Annotated in this window: 19 protein-coding genes; 10 read left to right on the top strand and 9 right to left on the bottom strand. The window is 70.2% G+C overall.

Annotation, left to right across the window (positions count from 1 at the left end):
- The first annotated feature begins 1 nt into the window (after position 1).
- The 3 genes from OL358_RS08575 (at position 2) to OL358_RS08565 (ending at position 4,209) form a co-directional block, all read left to right on the top strand.
- On the top strand, positions 2 to 904 hold the full coding sequence (locus OL358_RS08575; RefSeq protein ID WP_264709560.1) for a carbohydrate ABC transporter permease: 903 nt from the start codon (positions 2 to 4) through the stop codon (positions 902 to 904).
- Positions 901 to 2,835, top strand: a complete 1,935-nt coding sequence (locus tag OL358_RS08570; RefSeq protein ID WP_264709559.1) for a glycoside hydrolase family 127 protein — start codon at positions 901 to 903, stop codon at positions 2,833 to 2,835. The genes OL358_RS08575 and OL358_RS08570 overlap by 4 nt, the downstream gene beginning before the upstream one ends.
- A 132-nt stretch (positions 2,836 to 2,967) precedes the next feature.
- Entirely contained in the window at positions 2,968 to 4,209 is a 1,242-nt protein-coding gene (locus OL358_RS08565; RefSeq protein WP_264709558.1) for an MFS transporter, read from the top strand.
- Between the two features lie 9 nt (positions 4,210 to 4,218).
- Here OL358_RS08565 and OL358_RS08560 read toward each other — a convergent pair whose 3' ends face one another.
- The 6 genes from OL358_RS08560 to OL358_RS08535 all read right to left on the bottom strand — a co-directional run bounded on the left by OL358_RS08560 (position 4,219) and on the right by OL358_RS08535 (position 9,913).
- Positions 4,219 to 4,437: a hypothetical protein gene (locus OL358_RS08560; RefSeq protein ID WP_264709557.1), complete on the bottom strand. Its 219-nt coding sequence runs from the start codon at positions 4,435 to 4,437 to the stop codon at positions 4,219 to 4,221.
- Positions 4,438 to 4,473: 36 nt separating this feature from the next.
- Positions 4,474 to 4,989 (bottom strand): gluconokinase, encoded by a 516-nt coding sequence (locus tag OL358_RS08555; RefSeq protein WP_264709556.1) that lies wholly within the window; start codon positions 4,987 to 4,989, stop codon positions 4,474 to 4,476.
- Positions 4,990 to 5,177: 188 nt separating this feature from the next.
- A complete protein-coding gene (gene rhaS, locus OL358_RS08550; RefSeq protein WP_264709555.1) occupies positions 5,178 to 6,224 on the bottom strand; it encodes a rhamnose ABC transporter substrate-binding protein in 1,047 nt (348 codons plus the stop codon).
- A 70-nt stretch (positions 6,225 to 6,294) separates the two neighbouring features.
- The gene (locus OL358_RS08545; RefSeq protein WP_264709554.1) at positions 6,295 to 7,353 is read right to left on the bottom strand and encodes an ABC transporter permease; all 1,059 of its coding nucleotides are present in this window, start codon (positions 7,351 to 7,353) and stop codon (positions 6,295 to 6,297) included.
- Positions 7,350 to 8,390 carry an ABC transporter permease gene (locus tag OL358_RS08540; protein ID WP_264709553.1) on the bottom strand — a complete coding sequence of 347 codons (1,041 nt, stop codon included), beginning with the start codon at positions 8,388 to 8,390 and terminating at the stop codon, positions 7,350 to 7,352. Before OL358_RS08540 ends, OL358_RS08545 begins: the two co-directional genes overlap by 4 nt.
- Positions 8,387 to 9,913: a sugar ABC transporter ATP-binding protein gene (locus tag OL358_RS08535; protein ID WP_264709552.1), complete on the bottom strand. Its 1,527-nt coding sequence runs from the start codon at positions 9,911 to 9,913 to the stop codon at positions 8,387 to 8,389. The genes OL358_RS08540 and OL358_RS08535 overlap by 4 nt, the downstream gene beginning before the upstream one ends.
- Before the next feature lie 136 nt (positions 9,914 to 10,049).
- Between OL358_RS08535 and OL358_RS08530 the strand changes: the two genes are divergently transcribed.
- The 6 genes from OL358_RS08530 to helR all read left to right on the top strand — a co-directional run bounded on the left by OL358_RS08530 (position 10,050) and on the right by helR (position 18,501).
- The gene (locus OL358_RS08530) at positions 10,050 to 11,054 is read left to right on the top strand and encodes a LacI family DNA-binding transcriptional regulator (protein WP_264709551.1); all 1,005 of its coding nucleotides are present in this window, start codon (positions 10,050 to 10,052) and stop codon (positions 11,052 to 11,054) included.
- 136 nt (positions 11,055 to 11,190) lie between these two features.
- Positions 11,191 to 11,562: a PadR family transcriptional regulator gene (locus OL358_RS08525; protein WP_264709550.1), complete on the top strand. Its 372-nt coding sequence runs from the start codon at positions 11,191 to 11,193 to the stop codon at positions 11,560 to 11,562.
- Positions 11,559 to 12,944, top strand: coding sequence for a permease prefix domain 1-containing protein (locus tag OL358_RS08520; RefSeq protein ID WP_264709549.1), 1,386 nt, complete (start codon positions 11,559 to 11,561; stop codon positions 12,942 to 12,944). The genes OL358_RS08525 and OL358_RS08520 overlap by 4 nt, the downstream gene beginning before the upstream one ends.
- Before the next feature lie 170 nt (positions 12,945 to 13,114).
- Positions 13,115 to 14,596, top strand: coding sequence for an amino acid permease (locus OL358_RS08515; protein WP_264709548.1), 1,482 nt, complete (start codon positions 13,115 to 13,117; stop codon positions 14,594 to 14,596).
- Between the two features lie 18 nt (positions 14,597 to 14,614).
- Entirely contained in the window at positions 14,615 to 16,009 is a 1,395-nt protein-coding gene (locus tag OL358_RS08510) for a glutamate decarboxylase (protein WP_264709547.1), read from the top strand.
- Positions 16,010 to 16,368: 359 nt separating this feature from the next.
- Entirely contained in the window at positions 16,369 to 18,501 is a 2,133-nt protein-coding gene (gene helR, locus OL358_RS08505; RefSeq protein ID WP_264709546.1) for an RNA polymerase recycling motor ATPase HelR, read from the top strand.
- Between the two features lie 27 nt (positions 18,502 to 18,528).
- Here the strand turns inward: helR and OL358_RS08500 are convergent, their stop codons facing one another.
- Together OL358_RS08500 and OL358_RS08495 are read right to left on the bottom strand one after the other, a co-directional pair.
- Positions 18,529 to 19,998: an aminotransferase class I/II-fold pyridoxal phosphate-dependent enzyme gene (locus OL358_RS08500; protein ID WP_264709545.1), complete on the bottom strand. Its 1,470-nt coding sequence runs from the start codon at positions 19,996 to 19,998 to the stop codon at positions 18,529 to 18,531.
- Between the two features lie 84 nt (positions 19,999 to 20,082).
- The gene (locus tag OL358_RS08495; RefSeq protein WP_264709544.1) at positions 20,083 to 20,385 is read right to left on the bottom strand and encodes a hypothetical protein; all 303 of its coding nucleotides are present in this window, start codon (positions 20,383 to 20,385) and stop codon (positions 20,083 to 20,085) included.
- 297 nt (positions 20,386 to 20,682) lie between these two features.
- Here OL358_RS08495 and OL358_RS08490 point away from each other — a divergent pair, with 297 nt between their 5' ends.
- Entirely contained in the window at positions 20,683 to 21,450 is a 768-nt protein-coding gene (locus tag OL358_RS08490) for a hypothetical protein (protein WP_264709542.1), read from the top strand.
- A 471-nt stretch (positions 21,451 to 21,921) separates the two neighbouring features.
- Here the strand turns inward: OL358_RS08490 and OL358_RS08485 are convergent, their stop codons facing one another.
- Positions 21,922 to 22,746 carry an RNA polymerase sigma factor gene (locus OL358_RS08485; RefSeq protein WP_264709541.1) on the bottom strand — a complete coding sequence of 275 codons (825 nt, stop codon included), beginning with the start codon at positions 22,744 to 22,746 and terminating at the stop codon, positions 21,922 to 21,924.
- Positions 22,747 to 22,759: the final 13 nt, after the last annotated feature.

Raw genomic sequence — 22,759 nt, 5'->3', positions numbered from 1 at the left:
CATGGCGCTCACCGACACCGACACCACCTCGACGCGCACCATCGTCGCGCCGCGACTGAAGGGCACGCCCCGGATGTCGCGGCGCGCGACCCGGCTCGTGTGGGGCATCCCGTACGGGGTGTTCACCGCCGCGCTCGCGATCATCTTCCTCTACCCGCTCGTGTGGACGACGGTGTCGTCGTTCAGCCCGCAGGCGGGGTCGGCGCAGACCGACGGCTGGGGTTTCGGGAACTACGTGTCGCTGGCGAACTTCCAGGCCGGCATCTGGGTGTACCTGGGCAACTCGCTGTTCGTGTCGCTCGTCACCGTCGCCCTCACGCTGGTGATCTCGTTCCTCGGCGGCTATGCGTTCGCGCGCTTCCACTTCCCGGGCAAGAACCTGCTCTTCCTGCTGGTCCTGGCGATCCTCATGGTGCCGTACGCGACCCTGCTCATCCCGCTGTACGTGATCCTCAACGCGGTCGGTCTGCAGAACTCGCTCCTGGGCGTCGCGCTGGTGCTCACCATGTTCCAGCTCCCGTTCTCGATGTTCATGATGCGCATCTCGTTCGAGTCGATCCCTCGCGAGCTCGACGAGGCCGCCCTCGTCGACGGCTGCAACAGCTTCAGCGCGCTGTGGCGCGTGCTGCTGCCGGCGGTCAAGCCCGGCCTCATCACCGTCGGACTGTTCGCGTTCCTCACCGCCTGGAACGACTTCATCGCGCCGCCCATCCTCATCAACGACACGAACCGGATGACGCTGCCCCTGGCGGTCGCGAACCTCCGCGGTCAGGTGATGGGTGTGATCGACTACGGCGCCACCGAGGCGGGCGTCGTCGTGCTGGCGCTGCCCTGCATCGTGCTCTTCCTGGTGCTGCAGCGTCACTACGTCCGCGGATTCATGTCGGGAGCGTTCAAGGGATGACCATGCACACCATCACGCCGGCGCCGCAGGCGCCCGCCGTGCCGAGCCGTGGGAAGCTGCGGCCGCTCGGGCTCGGCGACGTCCGCATCACGGGCGGGTTCTGGGGCGACCGGCAGGCCGTCAACGGGCTTCACACGCTCGACCACATCGGCTCGCGCCTCGAGTCCGAGGGGTGGCTGCCCAACTTCGATCTCGCCCGCACCGGCGGGCTGCCCGCCGGTCGTCGCGGACGGGAGTTCTCGGACTCGGAGGTGTACAAGTACCTCGAGGGCCTCGCGTGGGAGATCGGTCGCACCGACGACGAGGTCCTCGACGAGCGGTTCCGCGAGGTCGTCGCCCGCGTCGCCGCCGCCCAGGAGGAGGACGGCTACCTCAACACGATGTTCGGCCGTCCCGGCCAGGGAGCGCGGTGGACCGACCTCGAGTGGGGTCACGAGCTGTACTGCCTCGGGCATCTGTTCCAGGCGGCGGTCGCCCGCGAGCGCACGCGGCCGGGAGCGGACGACGGGCTGCTCGGCGTCGCTCGGCGCGCGGCCGATCTGGTGTGCGACGAGTTCGGTGCGGACGGGCGCGACACGATCTGCGGCCACGCCGAGATCGAGGTGGGACTGGCCGAGCTGTCACGCGCGACCGGCGACGGGCGCTACCTGGCGCAGGCCCGCCTGTTCGTCGAGCGTCACGGCCGGGGAACCCTCCGCGACATCGAGTGGGGCCGCAAGTACTTCCAGGACGACACCCCGGTGCGCGAGGCCACCGTGCTGCGCGGCCACGCGGTGCGCGCGAACTACCTGTCTGCCGGCGCGATGGACGTCGCCGTCGAGACTGGCGACAACCAGCTCCAGAAGGCGCTGCGCCGGCAGTGGGAGCGTACGATCGCGCGTCGCACGTACATCACCGGCGGCCAGGGATCGCATCACCAGGACGAGGCCTTCGGCGACGACTTCGAGCTTCCGCCGGACCGGGCGTACTCCGAGACCTGCGCGAGCATCGGCTCGATCATGTTCACGTGGCGCCTGCTGCTGGCCGGCGCCGACCCACGGCACGCGGATCTCATCGAGCGCACGCTGTACAACGTCGTGGCGACCTCCCCGGCGCCCGACGGCCGCGCGTTCTACTACGCGAACACGCTCCACCAGCGGGTGCCCGGCGTTCCCGCCGATCCGCATGAGACGTCCCCGCGGGCGTCGTCGTCGCTGCGCGCGCCGTGGTTCGAGGTGTCGTGCTGCCCGCCGAACGTCGCTCGTACCCTCGCGAGCCTCGACGCCTATGTCGCGACGGCGGACTCCGACGGCATCCAGCTGCACCAGTACGCACCGTCGGCCGTCCTGACCACGCTCGACGACGGACGCATCGTGGCCTTCGACGTCGCGACGGAGTACCCCGCCGACGGGCGCGTGACGATCACGCACCGGTCGGACGCCGCGGAGCCGTGGACGCTCAGCGTCCGCATCCCGGCCTGGGCGACCGGAGCGACGCTGCGCACCGTGACGGCCGACTTCGTGCAGACCCGCACCGTCGAGCCGGGCATGGTCGAGATCCGCCACGCGTTCCGCGCCGGCGACGTCGTCCAGCTCGACCTGCCGATGGCTCCGCGGATCTCGAGCCCCGATCCGCGCATCGACGCGGTGCGCGGGTCGGTCGCGATCGAACGCGGCCCCGAAGTGCTGGCGCTCGAGTCCACGGACCTCGGCCCGGTGGGCGTCGATGACGTCGGCCTCGTCGCCCTGGTGCCCGGCACGGCCCCGGTCGAGCGCGACGGCCGGGTATGGGTGACCGTCCGCCGCGTGCCGGCGGAGGACGCACCGTGGCCCTACGGCATGGCCGTCGAGGATCCGGATGCCGCGACCGCCGAGGTCGCCCTGGTGCCGTATCACGAGTGGGCCGAGCGCGGTCCGTCGACGATGAGGGTGTGGATCCCGCTCGCCCGCTGACGCGTCCAGGCGGCGACCAGGCCCCACCCGGTAGACTGGGGTCACCATCCTCGATGTGTATCTACCTGGTCCTGCCCGGACCAAGGCGGCACGACGTGCCGCGTCCCGCGGCGGACTTGCACAGGAACCACGATGCACACCACTCTGGCGGCGCCCCGCCGCGCCAGCCTCGTCCGCGAGGCGGGCTTCGGCTACTTCCCCATCGCGCTGATCGCGCGTCTGCCGTTCGCGATGATGGTGGTCGGAATCCTGACCCTCGTCGTGTCGGCGCGCGACTCGCTCGCCCTCGGCGGTCTCACGTCCGCGATGACCGGCCTCGGCACCGCGCTGTTCGGGCCGCTGCTCGGCGCCGCCGCCGACCGCTTCGGCCAGCGCCGCGTGCTCTTGATCTCCGGCACCCTCAACAGCCTCCTCCTGGTCGCGATCGCGTGGCTCGCGTTCGCCTCCGTTCCGGATGCCGCGCTGCTCATCGTCGCCTTCCTCATCGGCGCGTCCATGCCCCAGGTCGCACCGCTGTCGCGCAGCCGCCTCGTCGGCATCATCGGCCGCACCTTCTCGAAGGACCGTCGCGATGCGGCCGTCGGCGGCACGATGGCCTACGAGTCGGCGGCGGACGAGATCGTCTTCGTCTTCGGGCCGGTGATCGTCGGCCTCCTCGCCACCACGATGAGCCCTGCCGCGCCGGTCATCGGCGCCGCCCTGCTGGCGCTCGTGTTCGTGAGCGCGTTCGCACTGCACCCCACCGCCGCCGTCGCGGCACCCGCGCACGGTGAGAAGCCGGCACAGGCATCCGTCCGCGAGCTCGCGCGGCCGGCGCTGCTCACGACGGTGGTCGGCACGCTCGGCATGGGTCTGTTCTTCGGCGCAATGCTCACCTCGCTGACGGCCTTCATGGCCGAGCGCGGCGTCCCCGAGCAGGCGGGCCTCGTCTACGGTGCGATGGGCATCGGCTCCGCCGCCCTCGCACTGGGCGTCGCGCTGTTCCCCGCACGGTTCACGCTCACCGCCCGCTGGCTCGTGTTCGCCGTGGTCCTCGTCGCGGGAACCCTCGCGCTGCCGTTCGCCGGCAGCGTCGGCGCCATCACCGTGTGCCTCCTCGTGATCGGCATCGGCATCGGGCCGACCCTCGTCACGCAGTACAGCCTCGCCGCCGGGCGCAGCCCGCTCGGGCGCTCGGCCACCGTCATGACGATGCTCGGCTCGGCCGTCGTGGTCGGGCAGTCCGCGGCATCCGCCATCACCGGCCTCATCGCCGAAGCCGCCGGCGCGCAGACGGCGCTCATCGCGCCGATCGTCGCAGCGGCCGTCGTGCTCGCGGCGGGAGTCGTGAACGCTCCGCTGTCCCGCGTCCGGTCCCGCGCTCCGCGGGGCTGATCCGGCGCGTCAGAGCGCGGCGATGCGAGTCGTCAGCTGCTCGAGGGTGTCGGGGGGAAGCTGACCGCCGGCCATCTTGAGCACGGCGGCCGCCGGCATGCCCTTCGCGAACCCGATCATCGGGTGGTCGGGGAGCTCCGGCACGAGTTCGACGATGATGCCGCGCGCCTCCGGGTCGTCGAGGAGCTCGCCGAGGGTCGTGGTCTCGAGGTCGTACCTGCCGGCCATGTGCTCTCCTGACGCGCCCCCGGGGTTCCGGGCTGGCTACAGCCTGTCAGAGTCCGCGGCATCCGCCCAGCGCTCATGGGCGGATGCGACCACGTCGGCGGGCACCGCGTCGATCGACACGACGGCCCCCCGCTCGTCGGACTCGAGCGGTTCGAGCAGCGCGAGCTGCGACGCGAGCAGCGAGGACGGCATGAAGTGGTCGGCGCGCGCGCCGATACGGGCGGCGAGGAGCTCTGGCGACCCGTCGAGCTGCACGAAGAAGACGTCGCCCGCCACCGCACGCAGCGCGTCGCGATACGTCCGGCGCAGCGCCGAGCACGCCACGACCGCAGTGCCGTCACGCCGCTCCGCGGACACCATCGCCTCCGCCACCAGGGCGAGCCACGGCATCCGGTCCTCGTCCGTGAGCGGGATCCCCGCCGTCATCTTGGCGACGTTCGCGGGCGGGTGGAAGTCGTCGGCATCGAGGTAGACGCCGCCGACGCGCCCCGCCAGCGCCGCCGCCACCGTGGACTTCCCCGAGCCCGACACCCCCATCACGACGATCGGCACGGCGGTCTCCTCGGATGATGCGCGGACGGATGCTGCGCCCAGGCTAACCCGCCGCTCCGCAGTCATAACCCGCCGCTCCGCAGTCAGGACACGCCGAAGCCGCGGGCGAACCGCGGCACGAAGTGACTGCGGAGTCCGGACAGCGCGACGCCCGGCCCGCGCGATGCGGGCCGGGCGCCGGTGTCGGCTCAGAAGTCGAAGTCGCCGATGTTGTCCGCGTCGAACACGTACGGGTCGCCGAGGAGCACGCCGGCGTCGGGGCCGACCTCGAACGAGCCGAGCTTGCCGGCCTCGAACGTGTCGCCCTCTTCGCCGGTGATCTCACCGGTGATGAGCGCCTGGGTCGCGTACGCGGCCAGGTAGCCGAGGTCGGCCGGGTTCCACAGCGCGAACGCGGTGACGGTGCCGTCCTCGACGTACTCGCGCATCTGGTTCGGGGTGCCGAGGCCGGTCAGCGCGACCTTGCCCTTGTACTCCGAGGTCGACAGGTAGCGCGCCGCGGCCGAGATGCCGACCGTGGTCGGCGAGACGATGCCCTTGAGCTCCGGGTAGGTCTGGAGCAGAGCCGCCGTCTTGTCGAACGAGGTCTGGTCGTCGTCGTCGCCGTAGACGACCTCGACGAGCTCGATGTCGGGGTGGTTCGCGGCGAGCTCCTCCTCCATCATCTCGATCCAGGCGTTCTGGTTGGTCGCGTTGGCCGAAGCCGACAGGATCGCGATCTGGCCGGCGTCGCCGATCTGCTCCGCGATCAGGTCGACCTGGATCTTCGCGATGCCCTCGGCGGTCGCTTGGTTGATGAACAGGTCACGGCACTCGGGGTTGGTGTCCGAGTCGAACGTGACGACCTTGACACCGGCCGAGCGCGCCTCGTCGAGCGCGTCGCAGAGAGCCTCCGGGTCGTTGGCCGAGACGATCAGGCCGCCCGCGCCCTGCTGCGCCGCGGTCTGGATGTACTGCACCTGCGAGGTGGGCGACGCCTCCGACGGGCCGACCTCCTCGAACGTGCCGCCGAACTCCGCGGTCGCCTCCTCGGCGCCGCCGGTCGACGTGTCGAAGTACGCGTTGCCCAGGTTCTTGGGCAGCATCGTGATCGACAGGTTGGCGTCGCCGCCGTCGCCGCCGTCCGACGGGTCCCCGCCCGAACCGCCACCGGCACAGCCGGCGGCGACGAGCGAGACACCGACGGCGATCGCGGCGACCACGCCGGCTCGCCGTGTGCGCTTCATTCCGAACATCATTGTTTCCTTCCGTGGTGCAGTGTGCGAGTGCTTTGCTGCGGTTGTGGTGTGTGGTGCTCTGGGGCGGTCACGGCGCGTCCGATGCGCCGGCTCGCCCCTTCCTCTTCCCGATGGCGGCGGTCCTGCGGACCTGCAGCCATGCGAGCAGGCTGGACGACACCACCGATGCGATGAGCAGCAGTCCGGTGATGACGTTGATGATGTCGCTGGTGACGCCGGCGAGGCGCAGGGCGCTGCCGAGCGTGCCGATGAGCAGGACGCCCGCGATGACGCCGTGCAGCGCACCCCGGCCGCCGAAGATCGAGACGCCGCCGAGCAGGACCGCCGCGATCACCTGCAGCTCCATGCCCATCGCGTTGTCTCCGCGGGCGTTGGAGTACAGGAGCGTGAAGTAGACGCCCGCGAATCCCGAGACGGCGCCGCTGAGCACGAAGAGCAGGAACTTCGTGCGCCCGACGTCGATGCCCGAGAAGGCGGCGGCCTCCTTGCTGAGGCCGATCGCGTACAGCGAGCGCCCGAACGGCGTGAAGTGCAGCACGACCGCGAACACGATCGCGAGGACGACGAACGGGATCATGATCACCGGGATGGGGGTGCCCGGGATGTTCGCCTTGGCGAGATCGGTCCACTCCTCGGGGAAGTCGGTGATCGCCGTCGTCCCGAGCAGACCCACCGCGATCCCGCGGAACAGCGCGAGCGTGCCGATCGTCACCGCGAGCGACGGGAGCCCGACCACCGTGATGAGGAAGCCGTTGAAGGCACCGGCGATCGTGCCCACCACGATCGCGACGACAGCCGCGAGCGGGAAGGGCAGACCCGCCTGGGTCAGGATGCCGGTCATCACCGACGAGAGGCCCACGATGCTCGCCACCGAGAGGTCGATCTCCTCGGTGATGATGATGAGCGTCATCGGCAGTGCGATCAGCAGGATCGGCGCGACGTCGCGGAGCAGGTAGGTGACCGTGAGCGGGCTGTCGAAATTGCGCACCGTCGCGAGCGCCACGACGATCACGAGCAGCAGGATCGCGATGATCGCGGACTCGCGTGTGAGCAGCACGCGGCGCCAGGCGGGCTTTGCGTGGGCCTTGTAGACGCGGGCGGGCGCGGCATCCGTCAGGGCGGTCATCGTGTCTCCTCCCGCTGTGCGATGAGTCGTCGGTGCTGGCGGACGGCGAGCACCCGGTCGAGCACGATCGCGCCCAGGATCAGTGCGCCGACGACGGCGCGCTGCCAGAAGTCGTCGATGCCCAGGATCGGCAGGGCCCGGTTGATGGTCAGCAGCAGGAACGCGCCGATCGCCGCGCCCCACACCGTGCCGACGCCGCCCGAGATCGCGACGCCGCCGATGACGGCCGCGCCGATGGCCTGCAGCTCCCATCCGAAGCCTGCCCCGGAGGAGACCGTGCCGTAGCGCGCCGCGTACAGCACGCCGGCGAGGCCGGCGAGGGCGCCGCTGGTGACGAACGCCCCGATGATGCGCCGGGTGACGCGCAGTCCGTAGAGGTGCGCGGCCGCCGGATCGGATCCGATGGCGTACAGCTCACGGCCGCTGCGGAGGTTGCGCAGGTACCACGCGGCCACGACGAGCACGACGACGGCGATGATCGTGAGGATCGGGATGCCGAGGATGCGGTCGGTGCCGAGCGCGCGGAAGTCGGCCGGAAGGTCGGAGGCGTTGATGCGGTCGCTGCCGGTCCACGCGACGTTGAGGCCGCGGTAGATGTACATCGTGCCGAGCGTGATGACCAGCGCGGGCACGCGGGCGAAGGCGACGAGCGAGCCGTTGATGAGCCCGAGCAGTCCGCCCATGACCACGCCGCCGACGAAGACGCCGATGAGCGGGATGCCGGGGATGTCGATGAAGAGCCGGCCGGTGAGATACGCGGTGAGGCCCACGATCGATCCGACGGACAGGTCGACGTTGCGCGAGATGATGACGATCGCCGAGCCCACGGCGACCAGCAGCAGCAGCGACGGCGTGAGGAGGAGATCGCGGAAGCCGTCGCCCGAGAACAGGAACGTCGGGTTGCTGATCGTCGCGAAGAGCACGACGAGGAGCAGGGCGACGAGGATGCCGGTCTCGCGAGCCGTTCCGATGCGGCGCACCAGCTTGGATGCCGCGCTCGATCCCGGCTGGACCGTGGGGGTGGCCGTCGTGGTCATCGTGCCACCTCCGCGTCTGCCGTCGCGGCGAACATGACCGCTTCGGGCGTCGCCTCCTCGCGGGTGAACTCGCCGGTGAGGCGTCCCTCCCGCATGACGAGGACGCGGTCGGCCATTCCCAGCACCTCCGGGAGCTCGGACGAGATCATGAGGATCGCCAGTCCCTGCTGGGCCAGCTGAGACAGGAGGCGATGCACCTCGGCCTTCGTGCCCACGTCGATGCCGCGCGTGGGCTCGTCCACGATGAGCACCTTCGGCTCGGTCGCGAGCCATTTCCCGAGCACGACCTTCTGCTGGTTGCCCCCCGAGAGCGTTCCGGCCTCGGCGTCGAGCGCGGCCGTCTTCACCTCGAGCCGGCTCGCCCACACCTGCGCGGCGCGGTTCTCGAGGCCGGACCACAGAAGACCCCATCTGGCGAGCTTCGAGCGGATCGCGAGGGTGATGTTGCGCGAGACCCCGTCATCGAGCACGAGGCCCTGCTTGCGGCGGTCCTCCGGCACGAGCGCGATGCCGCGTGTCGTGGCGAGGCGCGGGTTGCCCTTCGGGAGCGCGCGGCCCTCGAGGCGGACCGATCCCGCCTCGTAGGGGTCCACGCCGAACACGGCGCGGGCGACCTCGCTGCGGCCGGCGCCGACCAGGCCCGCGAGGCCGACGATCTCGCCGGCGCGGAGCGTGAACGTGATGTCGCGGAACACGCCTTTGCGCGTGAGTCCTTCGACCTCGAGCACCACGTCGCCGACCTCGGACGGCAGCTTCGGGAACAGCTCGGTGACGTCGCGGCCGACCATCTGGCGCACGAGGTCGTCGACGGTGGTGTCGGCGATCGCGGTGGTGTCGATGTACGAGCCGTCGCGCATGACGGTGACGGTGTCGCACAGGGCGAACACCTCGTCGAAGCGGTGCGAGATGAACAGCAGGGCGCGGTCCTCATCGCGCAGGCTGCGCGCGACCGCGAAGAGCCGCTCGACCTCCACGCCCGACAGCGCCGCCGTCGGCTCGTCCATGATGAGCACGCGGGCATCGAGCGAGATGGCCTTCGCGATCTCGATGATCTGCTGATCGGCGATCGAGAGGCCCTCTGTCACACGGTCGGGGTCGAGGGCGACGCCCAGGCGCTGGAAGATCTCGACGGCCTCCGCGCGCATCGCCTTGCGGTCGATGCGTCCGAACCGGTTCGTGGGCTGCCGGCCCATGAAGATGTTCTCCGTCACGGACAGGTCGGGGAAGAGCGTCGGCTCCTGGTAGATCACCGCGATCCCGGCGGCCTTGGACTGCGCCGTGCTGGTGAAGTCGACCGACTCGCCGTCGAGGAGGAGATCCCCCGCGTCACGGCGGTAGAGCCCCGCGACGATCTTCACGAGCGTCGACTTGCCGGCGCCGTTCTCGCCGATGAGGGCGTGGATCGAGCCGCGCTCGAGGGTGAGGCTTCCGGAACGGAGGGCGACCACCGGACCGAAGGACTTCACCACCCGTCGCAGCTCCAGGGCGGGGTGCGGCGCGGCGGGGGCGACATCTGCTGCCACGGCGGCCTCCTCGTTGAGGTGAAATGGGTGAATCGATTCAGGCGGGTTTCAGGCTACTGTATGTACACCGACGTTTTCGGTCAAGTCACTCGGTGACAGTGACCGAATCGTGATCCGACGAAGAAGTGGGGGCGCCGTGCCGGTCAGCATCCGTGATGTCGCGCTGCGCGCGGGCGTTTCGGTCGGCACGGTCTCGAACGTCCTCAATCGACCCGGAGAGGTCTCCGCCGACTCGGTCGACCGCGTGAGCCGAGCCATCGAAGAACTCGGCTACGTGCGCAACGATGCCGCGCGAAAGCTGCGCGCCGGCGTGAGCACGACGGTCGGGTTCGTCGTGCTCGACGGCCAGAACCCCTTCTACAACGACGTCGTGCGCGGTGCCGAGGACGAGGCGACCAAGCACGGCATCGCGATCCTCTACGGCAACACCGACGAGGATCTCGCGCGGGAGAAGCTCTACCTCGACCTGTTCGAGGAGCAGCAGGTGCGAGGGCTCCTGATCGCCCCCTACGGCGACGTGACCGCGCGCCTTCAGCGGCTGCGCGCACGCGGAATCGCCGCCGTTCTGGTGGATCGATTCAGCGGCGACGGCCGCTTCTCCTCCGTCTCGGTCGACAGCGTCATCGGCGGTCGCATGGCCGTGGAGCACCTCATCGCCGGCGGGCGGCGCCGCATCGCGTTCGTGGGCGGGCCGTTCGACATCCGGCAGGTGAACGACCGCCTGGCCGGCGCGCGCGTCGCGGCCGAGAACGCCGGCGCGGATCTCGAGGTGGTCGCGACCTCCGCGATGACCGTCGAGGACGGAGTGGCCGCCGGTGCCCGCATCCTCGCGCGACCGCGCCGGGAGTGGCCGGATGCGCTGTTCGCCGCGAACGATCTGCTCGCGCTGGGGCTGCTGCAGTCCCTGGTGGTGGACGGCAGGATGCTGGTGCCCCAGGACATCGCGATCATCGGGTTCGACGACATCCCGTTCGCAGCGGCGGCCGCCGTTCCGCTGTCGTCGATCCGCCAGCCGAGTCGCATGATCGGCCGCACCGCGCTGCGCATCGTGCTCGAAGAGGCCGCAGATCCCGAGAGCATCGCGCGCCAGACCGTCTTCCAGCCCGAGCTCGTTGTCCGCGCCTCCACGCTGTCGCGCTGACCTCCGCAGTTCGGCGGAGATCGCGGCTTCTCAGGACCGCACTGTTCCAGCGCGTCCGTCGAACGGCGGATCTCCGCAGAACCGTACGTACATTGCAGCTCTATGTACCTTGCTGTTCTAGGTATAGAGTGACGGCGTGAAGATCGGCAAAGACCTGGTGGCGGCGGCCGCGACCCCGATGGTGCTCGGCATCCTCGCCGACGGCGAGTCGTACGGCTACGCGATCCTGCAGCGCGTGAGCGAGCTCTCCGACGGAGAGCTCGAATGGAGCGACGGGATGCTGTACCCCCTCCTCCACCGGCTGGAAAGGCTCGGACACGTCGAAGCGACGTGGGGCGCCTCGCCCACCGGTCGCCCACGCAAGCACTACCGGCTCAGCGCCGACGGCGCTGCCGCCTTCGCGGAACAGCACCGGCAGTGGACGGTCGTGAGCGCTGCGCTGCAGCAGGTGTGGGCGGACCGCGACGGCGGGCGGAGCCCCTTCACGCTCGGAGGGGTGCCGGCATGAGCGCCGAGCTCGACCCCCAGCTCGAGGAGCAGATCGCCGCCTGGCGCGGCTACGTCGGCCGCCGCGATGCGATCGCCGGGCGCGACGTCGATGAGCTCGAGGACCACCTGCGCGACCAGATCGAGCGGCTCGCGGCATCCGGTCTCGCGCCCGACGAAGCGTTCCTCGTCGCCGTCAAGCGCATGGGCGGCATCGACGAGCTCTCCCGCGAGTTCGCGCGCGAGCACTCCGAGCGCCTGTGGAAGCAGCTCATGATCGACGAGCCGGCCGCCGAGTCGTCCCGTTCGCGGGCGCTCCCGCTCGCCGTCGGTCTCGCCGTCGCGGCCGCCGTGGCCGTGAAGATCCCGGCACTCTTCGGCGTCGGCTTCGCGGGCGGCGGCGAGTTCTCCGTGCGCAACCTCTCGCTCCTCATCCTTCCGTTCCTCGCCGCGTACTTCCTGGTGCGCAGCCGCGCGCGTACGGCGACGGTGATCGCCGTCGCCGCGCCCTTCGCCGCCGCCGCACTCGTGCTCAACCTGTATCCCTTCGGGACGGATGCCGCCACCCTCGCCCTCGCGGCGATCCACGCCGTCGTCGCGCTGTGGATCGTGGTGGGCATCGCGTACGTGAACGGCGATGTGCGCTCGAGCAGCGCTCGTATGGACTTCGTGCGGTTCACCGGCGAATGGTTCGTCTACCTCGTGCTCATCGCGCTGGGCGGAGGGGTGCTCGTCGGGCTGACGATGGCGGTCTTCGGGGCGATCGGCCTCGACGCGAGTGCCTTCGTGGAGGAGTGGGCGATCCCGTGCGGGCTGGCCGGCGCGGTGGTCATCGCGGGATGGCTCGTCGAGGCCAAGCAGAGCGTCATCGAGAACATCGCGCCCGTGCTGACGAAGCTGTTCACCCCGCTCTTCACGCTGCTCCTCCTGGCGTTCGTCGTCGCCGGGCTGCTGCAGGGCAGCCTCGTCGAGCCGGTCGACGGCGCACCGGAGATGTTCGGGCAGCGCGATCTGCTCATCGTCTTCGACGTGGTCCTCGTCGTGGTGCTGGGTCTGCTGCTGTATGCGATGTCCGCACGCGACCCGCTGGCTCCGCCGTCGTGGTTCGACCGGCTCCAGCTCGTGATGGTGGTGGCCGCGATCCTCGTCGACCTGCTGGTGCTGATCGCGATGATCGGACGCATCGCCGAGTACGGCGCGAGCCCCAACAAGCTCGCCTCGCTCGGCCTCAACCTGATTCTGCTCGCGAACCTCGCCGGGGCGGCCTGGCTTCAGCTGCGGTTCCTGCTCGGGCGCACCCGATGGGATCGCCTCGAGCGCTGGCAGACCGGCTTCGTACCCGTCTACCTCGGCTGGTCGACGGTCGTCGTGGTGGTCTTCCCGCCGCTCTTCGGGTACGTCTGATCGCGGCATCCGTCCTCCGTGCCCTCACCCCCGGGATCACCCGGGATGAGGGTTGACACTCCGCGACGGGCGCGAGAGTCTGGCCTCCAAACCTCGCCGACGTCCCTCCTGGCTGCCCGGACACGGCGTGTCTGGCAGTGCCCGAAAGGGCTCGAGGGACGGAGATGTGTATGAGCGACGTCAAACGACCGGCGACTTCCATCCACGCGAAGACGAGCGGTATGAGCTGGTTCACGATGGCGATCCTCATCGCCACCGCGGTCGCCAGCGTGCGCGGCCTGCCGGCGATGGCCGGGTACGGCTGGGCATCGATCTTCCTGTACGTCCTGCCCGCCATCGTGTTCATGGTCCCCGTCGCGCTCGTCGCGGCGGAGCTCGCGAGCGGCTGGAAGGGCGGCGTGTTCGTCTGGGTCAGAGAGGCCTTCGGCGATCGGATCGGCTTCAGCGCGATCTGGCAGCAGTGGATGCAGAACGTCGTGTGGTACCCCGCACAGCTGGCGTTCTTCGCGTCGGCGCTGGCGTACGTCTTCAACCCGGCCCTGGCGTCCAACGGCCTGTTCACCGGGCTCGTCATCCTGGTCGTCTACTGGCTGTCGACGTTCATCGCCTTCGGCGGCGTGAAGTCCTTCGCCGGCGTCAGCAAGTGGGGTTTCATCGCCGGCACGATCGTGCCGTCGCTCGGCCTCGTGGTGTTCGCGCTGCTGTTCCTGAGTTCAGGCGGCAAGTCCGAGCTGCCGCCGGTGTCCGAGGCGCAGTGGCTCCCGACGTGGACCGGCATCGCGAGCATCGTGCTCATCGTGAGCAACTTCCTCTCGTACGCGGGCATGGAGATGAACGCCGTGCACGTCAACGAGATGGACAAGCCGGGCAAGCAGTTCCCGAAGGCCATCCTGCTCGCGTCGATCATCATCCTGATCGTCTTCGTCTTCCCGACGCTCGCGATCTCCGTCGGCGTCTCGCCGTCCAGCGTCAACCTGACCCAGGGCGTGCTGCAGGCGTTCGACGTGTTCTTCGGCCAGCTCGGCATTTCGTGGATGACGACCGTCATGGCGCTGCTGATCGTGTTCGGCATCCTGGCATCGGTGGTCACCTGGATCCCCGGCCCGAGCAAGGGTCTCCTGCTGGTCGGTCGCCAGGGCTACCTGCCTCCCAAGCTGCAGGAGACGAACAAGAACGGCATGCAGGTGCCGATCATGGTGATCCAGGGAATCCTCGTCACGATCCTCGCGGTGCTGTTCGCCGTCGTTCCCTCGGTGCAGAGCGTCTTCTGGATCTTCTCGGCGATGGCGGTGCAGCTCTACCTGATCATGTACATGATGATGTTCCTCGCCGCGCTCAAGCTGCGGCGCTCGCACCCCGAGGTCAAGCGCGGGTTCCGGACTCCTGCCATGACGTTCATCGGCTGGGTGGGGTTCCTCGCGAGCCTGCTGGCGTTCTTCATCGGCTTCGTCGCGCCGGAGGGCAACGGCATCGACCAGCTGACGTACACGCTGATCCTCGTGGGCGGCATCGTCGTCCTCGGCATCTGGCCGTTCATCATCTACAAGTTCCGCAAGGAGAGCTGGAAGGTCTATCCCGACGAAGACCACACGCACAGCGATGAAGAGGCCGGCGCCACCGACGCCGCCCCCGAGCCGAAGACCGCGAACTGACACTGGAGGAACACGAAAATGCTGCATAAGAAGGATGATGTCCGCGACGAGCTGCTCGACGAGGTCTTCGCCTCGACCGACCTGTCGGTCAGCCTGCCGAAGTACCGGATGCCGCAGAACGAGCACCTGGCTCGCCACGCCTACCAGGTCGTGATCGATGAGCTGATGCTCGACGGGAACTCGCGCCAGAACCTGGCGACGTTCTGCCAGACCTGGCTCGAGCCCGAGGTGCGCTCGATCATGGCCGAGACCCTCGACAAGAACATGATCGACAAGGACGAGTACCCGCAGACGGCCGAGATCGAGGCGCGCTGCGTGCACATCCTGGCCGACCTGTGGAACTCGCCGGATGCCGCGAACACGCTCGGCACGTCGACGACGGGCTCGAGCGAGGCCGCGATGCTCGGCGGCATGGCGCTGCTGTGGAACTGGCGCGCCCGTCAGCGGGAGGCGGGCAAGCCGACCGACAAGCCGAACCTGATCACCGGACCCGTCCAGGTGTGCTGGCACAAGTTCGCCCGGTACTGGGATGTCGAGCTGCGCGAGATCCCCATGGAGGGCGACCGCCTGATCATGACCGCCGACGAGGTGATCAAGCGCGTCGACGAGAACACCATCGGCGTCGTGCCGACCCTCGGCGTCACCTTCACGGGCCAGTACGAGCCGGTGCACGAGGTGAGCGATGCGCTCGACAAGCTGCAGGAGGAGACCGGGCTCGACATCCCGATCCACGTCGACGGCGCGAGCGGCGGCTTCCTCGCCCCGTTCACCGTGCCGGAGCTGGTGTGGGACTTCCGGCTGCCGCGTGTGAAGTCGATCAACACCTCCGGTCACAAGTTCGGCCTGGCGCCCCTGGGCGTCGGCTGGGTGGTGTGGCGGGATGCCGCGGACCTGCCCGAGGACCTGATCTTCAACGTGAACTACCTCGGCGGCAACATGCCGACGTTCGCGCTGAACTTCTCACGCCCCGGCGGGCAGATCGTCGCGCAGTACTACAACTTCGTGCGCCTCGGCCGCGAGGGGTACCGCAAGGTGCAGATGTCGTGCCACGACACCGCGATGTACCTCGCCGAGGAGATCTCCAAGCTCGGGCACTTCGACATCATCGCCGACGGCAGCGCCCCGAACGGGATCCCGGCCGTCTCCTGGAAGCTCAAGGAGGGCGTCGAGCATCCGTTCAACCTGTTCGACCTCGCCGACCGGCTCCGCACGCGCGGCTGGCAGGTGCCGGCGTACACGATGCCGAAGGACCGCGAAGACCTCGCCGTGCAGCGCATCCTCGTCCGTCAGGGCTTCGACCGTGACGCGGCATCCCTCCTGATGGACGACTACCGTGCGGCGATCGCGCACTTCGACGCCCACCCGATCGTCAACTCCATGACGGAGGAGGAAGCCGGAACCTTCCACCACTGACCCGCACGACCGTTCGAGGCCCGGGCCGCACAGGCGAGGTGCGCCCGGGCTTCGACGTGTCCGGGCCCAGGATGCGCGAGTCGCCAAGACACGCCGACGCCGCGACACGAGGTACGGCGTGTCTTGGCGACTCGCGGGGACTCTCAGTGCGGGGGTCGACGTCCCGGCGCGGCGGACGCACGCGACGGGCTCGAGCGGCGGGCGCGTGGTCGACGCGGTCGGCGCGGATCACTCCCGCATTTCCAGGATAACGGCGGCAGGGGGCCTTGCCGCAAGGCCCCCCTCGGGGCGCATACTGGTCGGCCGTGGTCGCCCGCGCGCCCCGCCGACCACGCGCCCGCCGGAACGGAGCCCTCCTCGTGAACACCGTCGCCACCGACGTCTTCGACCTGCCCGACCGTCTGTCCGCCAAGGCTGAACCTCGGCTGATCGCCGCCGACCAGCGGCGCTTCGCCGCGATCGACCGCTGCCTGCGCGAGTCGATCGCCGACGCGTCACAGCGTCTCGACGACGTGCGCCGGCGTCCGATCGGCGGCGGCCAGGACGCCCTCGACCGCGATCTCGAGGTGCACCAGCTCACCGCGCGCCTTCGGGCGCTGCGCCGGTTCGGGCTCGACATCTGCCTCGGGCACATCGTCGAGGAAGGACAGGAGGCAGTGTACATCGGGCGTCTGGGTCTGACCGATCGCGACGGTCGCCGTCTGCTGGTCGACTGGCGCTCCCCCGCGGCCGAGCCCTTCTTCGGCGCGACCCACGGCGATCCGATGGGTCTCGCCCGGCGTCGGCGGTACCGGTGGACGGGTGGGCGCATCACGGACTACTGGGACGAGGTCTTCACTCCGGACGGGCTCGAGGACCGCGCTGCGCTCGACGACCAGTCGGCGTTCATCGCCAGCCTCGGCGCCAGTCGCTCGCCGCGCATGCGCGACGTGCTCGCTACCATCCAGGCGGATCAGGACGCGATCATCCGCGCCGGCTCCCGGGGCGCGCTCGTCGTGGACGGCGGCCCCGGCACCGGCAAGACCGTGGTCGCCCTGCATCGCGCGGCCTACCTGCTGTATTCGGATCCTCGACTGAGCCGCGGCAGGGGCGGTGTGCTCGTCGTCGGTCCGCATCGGCCCTACCTCGCCTATGTCTCGGACGTGCTTCCGGGACTCGGCGAGGACGGCGTCGAGCTGTGCACGCTGCGCGACCTCGTGCCCGAGGGCTCCGCGGCATCCGTCGAAGCCGATCCGGCGGTCGTCGCGCTCAAGGCGACCGCGGCGATGGTGGATGCCGTCGAGACGGCCGTCGCGCACCATCAGCAGGCTCCCCGTGCGTCGATGATCGTCGAGACGCCGTGGGCGGATGCCGTCCTCGACCCGGCGGATTGGGCCGAGGCCTTCGCCGCGCCCGAGCCGGGCACCCCGCACAACGATGCGCGCGAGGAGGTCCGCGAGGCCGTGCTCGAGATCATCGCCGACCAGCACGGCGAGGAGGTGCCGAGGCACCTGCTGCGCCGGGCGCTGCTGCAGCACGAGGAGCTGATGCGCGCGATCGCCCGCGCCTGGCCCGTGCTCGATCCGGCGAACGTGATCGCGGACCTGTGGACCGTCCCCTCCTACCTGCGGCACTGCGCGCCGTGGCTCGACGACGCGGAGGTCGCAGCGCTGCAGCGCGCCGACGGCCACGCCTGGACCGACGCCGACCTCCCGCTGCTCGATGCGGCGCGGCTGCGCATCGGCGACCCCGGCGCCGCAGCGCGGCGGCGGCGCCGGGAAGCCGAGCAGGAAGCCGAGCGCGAGGTGCGCGAACGCGTGCGCGACGACCTCATCGCCGCCGACGATTCGGAGATGGCCGTGATGTCGATCCTCCGAGGACAGGACGCGCGGAACTCCCTCGACGGAGCGGACGACACCGCGCGGCCGGACCGCCTCACCGGCCCGTTCGGCCACATCGTCGTCGACGAGGCGCAGGAGCTGACGGACGCGGAATGGCGGATGCTGCTGACCCGGTGCCCGTCGCGCAGCTTCACCGTCGTCGGGGACCGCGCCCAGGCGCGCCACGGGTTCGCCGAGACGTGGACCGAGCGCCTCGAGCGCGCCGGGCTCTCGCGCATCGAGATCGCCTCGCTCACGGTGAACTACCGCACTCCGGCCGAGGTCATGGCGGCCGCCGAGCCGGTGATCCGTGCGGCGCTCCCCGACGCGAACGTGCCGGAGTCGATCCGCAGCACCGGGGTTCCGGTGCGGCAGGGCGCGGCATCCGCTCGCGACGAGATGCTCGCCGACTGGCTGGCCCGGCACCCGGAGGGCGTGGCGTGCGTCATCGGCGACGCAGCGTTCCGGGAGCTCCCCCGGGTGCGCTCGCTCACCCCGCAGACCGCGAAGGGCCTCGAATTCGACCTCGTGGTCCTGGTGGGTCCCGAGCGGCTGGGGCCGGGCATCGAGGGCGCCGTCGACCGGTACGTCTCGATGACCCGGGCCACGCAGGAGCTCGTGCTGCTGACGTGACGCCGTCCTCGCGCCGGGTGTGGACCTCTAGGCGACGACCTGGATCGTCGCGAGGGAGGGATCGGCGGCGTAGGCGATGCGCCCGCCGTCGGCGCGGGTCTCGTGCAGCGCCGCGAGCGCCTCGGCGGAGATCGCCTCGCCCGGTGCGAGCACGGGCACACCGGGCGGGTAGGGGGCGATGAGCTCGGCGCAGACGCGGCCGGTCGCAGCATCCACCGCCACCGTCTCGTGCGGCGCGAAGAAGGCCTCCCGCGGATCGACGACGGTCTCGGCCCGCACGCTCCACGCGGCCGACGGGCGGATGGAGCGCGGCCGGCCCCGGTGACGCGCGATCACGTCGGTCAGCGTCTCGACGAGGGCATCGACGCCGGCCTCATCGTCGGCGAGCGTGATCAGCGGCACCAGCACGTCGCGGTCGGCCATCTCGACCGTGATGCCGTGCGTGAGGAGATCGTCCTCGATGGCATGGCCGTGCGCGCCGGTTCCGGCGAGCAGCACGACGAGCTTCGCCGGATCGACGGCCAGTCCGTCTCCGGGACGGTCCGAGAGCACCTCGACGCCGTCGATCGCCGACAGCGCCGTCCGCGCACGGGCCACGAGGTCGACCAGCCGCCCCACGAGCTCCTCGCCGTCGCGCTGCAGCAGCGCTCGCGACGCGTCGGCGCTGGCGAGGATCGCGCCGGCGGCGCTGGTGGTGGCGGATGCGTCGAACCCCCGCTCGAGGCGATCGGGGTCGAGCAGCCCGCCCGAGCGCGTGGTGCGCGCAAGGAGCAGAGCGGCCTGGCTCCACGCGGGCAGCGACTTGTGGGCGCTGGTGATCAGGGCATCGGCCCCTCGGGCGAGCGCGTTCGCCGGGACGCGGGACGAGAATCCGAAGTAGGCCGCCCACGCGGCATCCACCACGAGCGGCACGCCGGCGTCATGCGCCGCGGCGGCGAGCGCCTCGATATCGGACAGCGTGCCGACGTACGACGGATCGCCGACCAGCACACCGCACGCGTCCGGGTTCTCGCCCAGGGCGGTCGCGACATCCCTTGCGGGGAGAGCACCCGGAAGACCGGTCACGGGGTCGATCTCGGGATTGACCCAGATCGGCCGGAGCCCGGCGAGCACGATGCCCAGCAGCACCGAGCGGTGCAGCGTGCGCGAGACGACGACCGACTGCCCCGGCCGGCCGAGCGCGAGCACCGACGCCTGGTTGGCGTGGGTCGAGCCGCCGACCGAGAGGCGCGCCCAGTCCGTTCCCCACGCCTCGGCCGCACGCGACTCCGCGGCGGCCAGCAGACCGAGGCTCTCCTTCATCGTGTCGAGTCCGGCCAGCATCGGCACGTCACCCTGCACCAGGTCGCCCACGAGATCGTGGCGATGCTTGTGTCCGGGGATGCTGAAGGGTCGCATTCTGCCGGCACGCGAATCCGCGGTGTACCGGAGCCAGGCGGCGAACAGCGGAGCGTCGGGGGCAAGGCCTCGCGGGTCGCGCGGATCGGAATCAGTCATGCTGCGCCTCCGGGGATCGGCGGACGTCCGCCACGACGAGGCCGGGATCTGGAGATCGCACGGCTCGACGATACTGGCCGGGACTCAGCCGGTGCGCGTGCCCAGCACGCTCGAGGGCGGGAACGGTCCGGACTGCGCGGTGCCGGTGACCCGGTCGCCGATGACGCGGAGCTCGAAGACGAGCGACATCGGCAGCGGGGCGGCGAGCTCGAGGACGAACTCCGCCGTATCGCCGACGGCGGTGCCGCTGCGGATCGGCACCGGCCCCGTCGAGCCCACCGCCGTTCCGGTGAGTGTCGTGCCCTCCGTCGTCAGCGTGAGGTCGAACCGTCGGGATCCCGCGAGCGTCGCGACCTCCACCGCCCACGTTCCATCGATGTCAGCCACGCGTCGCCCCCTCCGGATGCCGCTGCCCGTCGCAGCCGTGGAGGCCCATTCTGCTCGGTTCGCGCGCGCGCCGGGGGTTCCGTCGCGCGTGGATGTCAGTATCCGCAACTGAGATTTGAAACATGAGACTTGCAGTCTCTAGAGTGTCAGAGTGCTCGCCGGGGGGTGAGGGCACGGCGGTCCGACGAGGAATGCGCAGCCGCACGGACCGTGCCGGTGCCGGGTTGTGGGGACCCGGCACCGCGATCGACCTGCGGTGTGCGCCCGGCGAGGTCCTGAGCAAGCGATAATCAGACCGTGTCCAACCTCGAACCGCGCATGCGGAGACCCGCAGGCGAGACACGCGCGCTCATGCTCGCGACCGCGATCGACCGCGTCACGGCCGAGGGACTCCACCTCGACTACGCCAATCTCGAACTCGAAGACCTCATCCGCGCAGCGGGCGTTCCCCGATCGACGGTGTTCCGCATCTGGCCGGATCGCGGCGCCTTCATCGCCGATCTCGTGCGTGCTCTGTTCGACGCGGATCCCGGCTTCGAGGCCGGCTTCGACGGCGAGACGCTCGCACTCCTGGAGCACGCGATCTCCGGCTCCACCGCCGACACCGACGACGCGCGCGAGGCCGCACGCCAGGCCGCGCTGCGCACGGTCATCCGCCACACGGCCGCACACAACATCGTGGCCGTCGAGGAGTCGCTGACCTGGCGGACCTATCGCACGCTGTCGGCCGCGCTGACGAGCGGTGACGCCGTGCCCGGAGGCGACGGGATCCGGGCGCTTCTCGGAGAGCTCGAGGAGCGCTACATCGAGCGGATGGCCGCGGTCTACGGACGGCTCAACGACGCACTCGGGATCCGCATGGTTCAGGGTCTCACCGAGAAGGACCTCGCGGTGGCCGTCATGGCCGTCATCGACGGCATGAGCGATCACCGCCGCATCGATCCCGCCGGTGTCGACCGGCCGCGTGTCGTATCACTCGGGCCCGAAGGTCCCGACGAATGGCACGTGGCGGGCCTCGCGGTCTACGGCGTCTACGCGGCCTTCACCGAGAACGCCTCCCACTGATCGCACCGATACGCCGGCCGCGCGTCATGTTCGAGGCGGCGCGGAGTCCTGCCTATGGGAGGTGCGCCGGATTCCGCAGTCCGGCGCCTCATGGGCTCTCCCGAGCCGAGCGCGAATGTGGGATTCACGCTCGGTCGCGGGGAGGCGGCGGCCTGGGGTTGCACCGCCTCCCCGCCCTTCCCGCTCGCGAGAATCGCTCCGAGCCGCAGGACGGGGTACGAGGAGTGAGCGCGCCGGGGAGGTCCTGGGGGTGACCGTCACCCGGCGCGCTCTGCGGCAGCACACCCGAAACGCTGCCGCGGGGAGCGCCACCTCGCATGACGCTTCATAGATAAAGGACGACGAAACTCGCCCATCGTGACGCGAGGATGGCAGATTCTCGCTCTGTTACGCGCGAGAACGCGCGCTCCCGTTAGGGCGATACATAAGAGACCGCCGATCAGCGCGATCATGACGCGATAGAGGAATCTTTCAGACTTCCCGGAAGGTGCCCGCGACAATGCTCCCCATGAGGGGGGTCATCTCCAGCCGGCGGGCGACATCGGCCGCCTCGCGCGCGAGTTCGGTGCAGTCGTGGCGCTGTCGCAGGTGTCGCTCGATCCGTTTGCGCACGGGCGCGGTCACCGCACCACGCGCGTAGGCGCCGAGGTTCCTTCCGACGAACCGGCATTCCGGGTGGATGGCGTCGACGTCGAGGTGAGCCTGCACCCACGCGGTCCGCAGTCCCTCACGCGCCCGATAGGTGAGCGCGGCCGCGGCATTCGCGGAGAGATCGAGGGCGTCCCCGATCTCCGCCGCCGTGTACCCCTCGACCTCGGAGTACCACAGCGCCTCGCGCCATCGCTCGGGAAGCGCGAGGAACGCGGTCGTCACCAGGGAATCGCGTTCCGCAGCTGACTGGACCGCCTCTTCGCTGTCCTGGTACGCCGTCGGATCCTCGACCGCGATCTCCTTCGTCCGGGAGCCCCAGGTCGCCGCGGTGTTGCGGATCGTCGCCGCCAAGTAGGGCATGAGCGACTCATCGGGACCGTTGCCGGCCCGGAGCGCACGATAGACCCTCGCAAATGCCTCCGACGCGAGGTCGTCGGGGTCGAACCGGCGCGTGACCGACCGCGCCACTTTGAGAGCGCCGTCGAGGTGGCGACGCCACAACGAGGCGAACGCGTCGCGATCCCCCCCACGCGTCGCCTCAATGAGCTCAGCATCCGTTCTTTCGAGATCTCCCGCCCTTGCACCACGGTCGTCGCTAACGAATTCAGTCAATAAACGTCCCCCTTGACCCGTCGAACAGCACACGGGCACATTCGAA

The sequence above is a fragment of the Microbacterium sp. SSM24 genome (assembly GCF_025989145.1).
Taxonomy (GTDB): domain Bacteria; phylum Actinomycetota; class Actinomycetes; order Actinomycetales; family Microbacteriaceae; genus Microbacterium.
Note: the sequence above shows the minus strand (reverse complement) of the source record. Positions and strands in the feature narration are given on the sequence as shown.

Coding starts and splice junctions, on each gene's coding strand:
- OL358_RS08575 (WP_264709560.1), top strand. CDS start 2: ATGGCGCTCACCGACACCGACACCACCTCGACGCGCACCATCGTCGCG.
- OL358_RS08570 (WP_264709559.1), top strand. CDS start 901: ATGACCATGCACACCATCACGCCGGCGCCGCAGGCGCCCGCCGTGCCG.
- OL358_RS08565 (WP_264709558.1), top strand. CDS start 2,968: ATGCACACCACTCTGGCGGCGCCCCGCCGCGCCAGCCTCGTCCGCGAG.
- OL358_RS08560 (WP_264709557.1), bottom strand. CDS start 4,437: ATGGCCGGCAGGTACGACCTCGAGACCACGACCCTCGGCGAGCTCCTC.
- rhaS (WP_264709555.1), bottom strand. CDS start 6,224: ATGTTCGGAATGAAGCGCACACGGCGAGCCGGCGTGGTCGCCGCGATC.
- OL358_RS08545 (WP_264709554.1), bottom strand. CDS start 7,353: ATGACCGCCCTGACGGATGCCGCGCCCGCCCGCGTCTACAAGGCCCAC.
- OL358_RS08540 (WP_264709553.1), bottom strand. CDS start 8,390: ATGACCACGACGGCCACCCCCACGGTCCAGCCGGGATCGAGCGCGGCA.
- OL358_RS08520 (WP_264709549.1), top strand. CDS start 11,559: ATGAGCGCCGAGCTCGACCCCCAGCTCGAGGAGCAGATCGCCGCCTGG.
- OL358_RS08515 (WP_264709548.1), top strand. CDS start 13,115: ATGAGCGACGTCAAACGACCGGCGACTTCCATCCACGCGAAGACGAGC.
- OL358_RS08510 (WP_264709547.1), top strand. CDS start 14,615: ATGCTGCATAAGAAGGATGATGTCCGCGACGAGCTGCTCGACGAGGTC.
- OL358_RS08500 (WP_264709545.1), bottom strand. CDS start 19,998: ATGACTGATTCCGATCCGCGCGACCCGCGAGGCCTTGCCCCCGACGCT.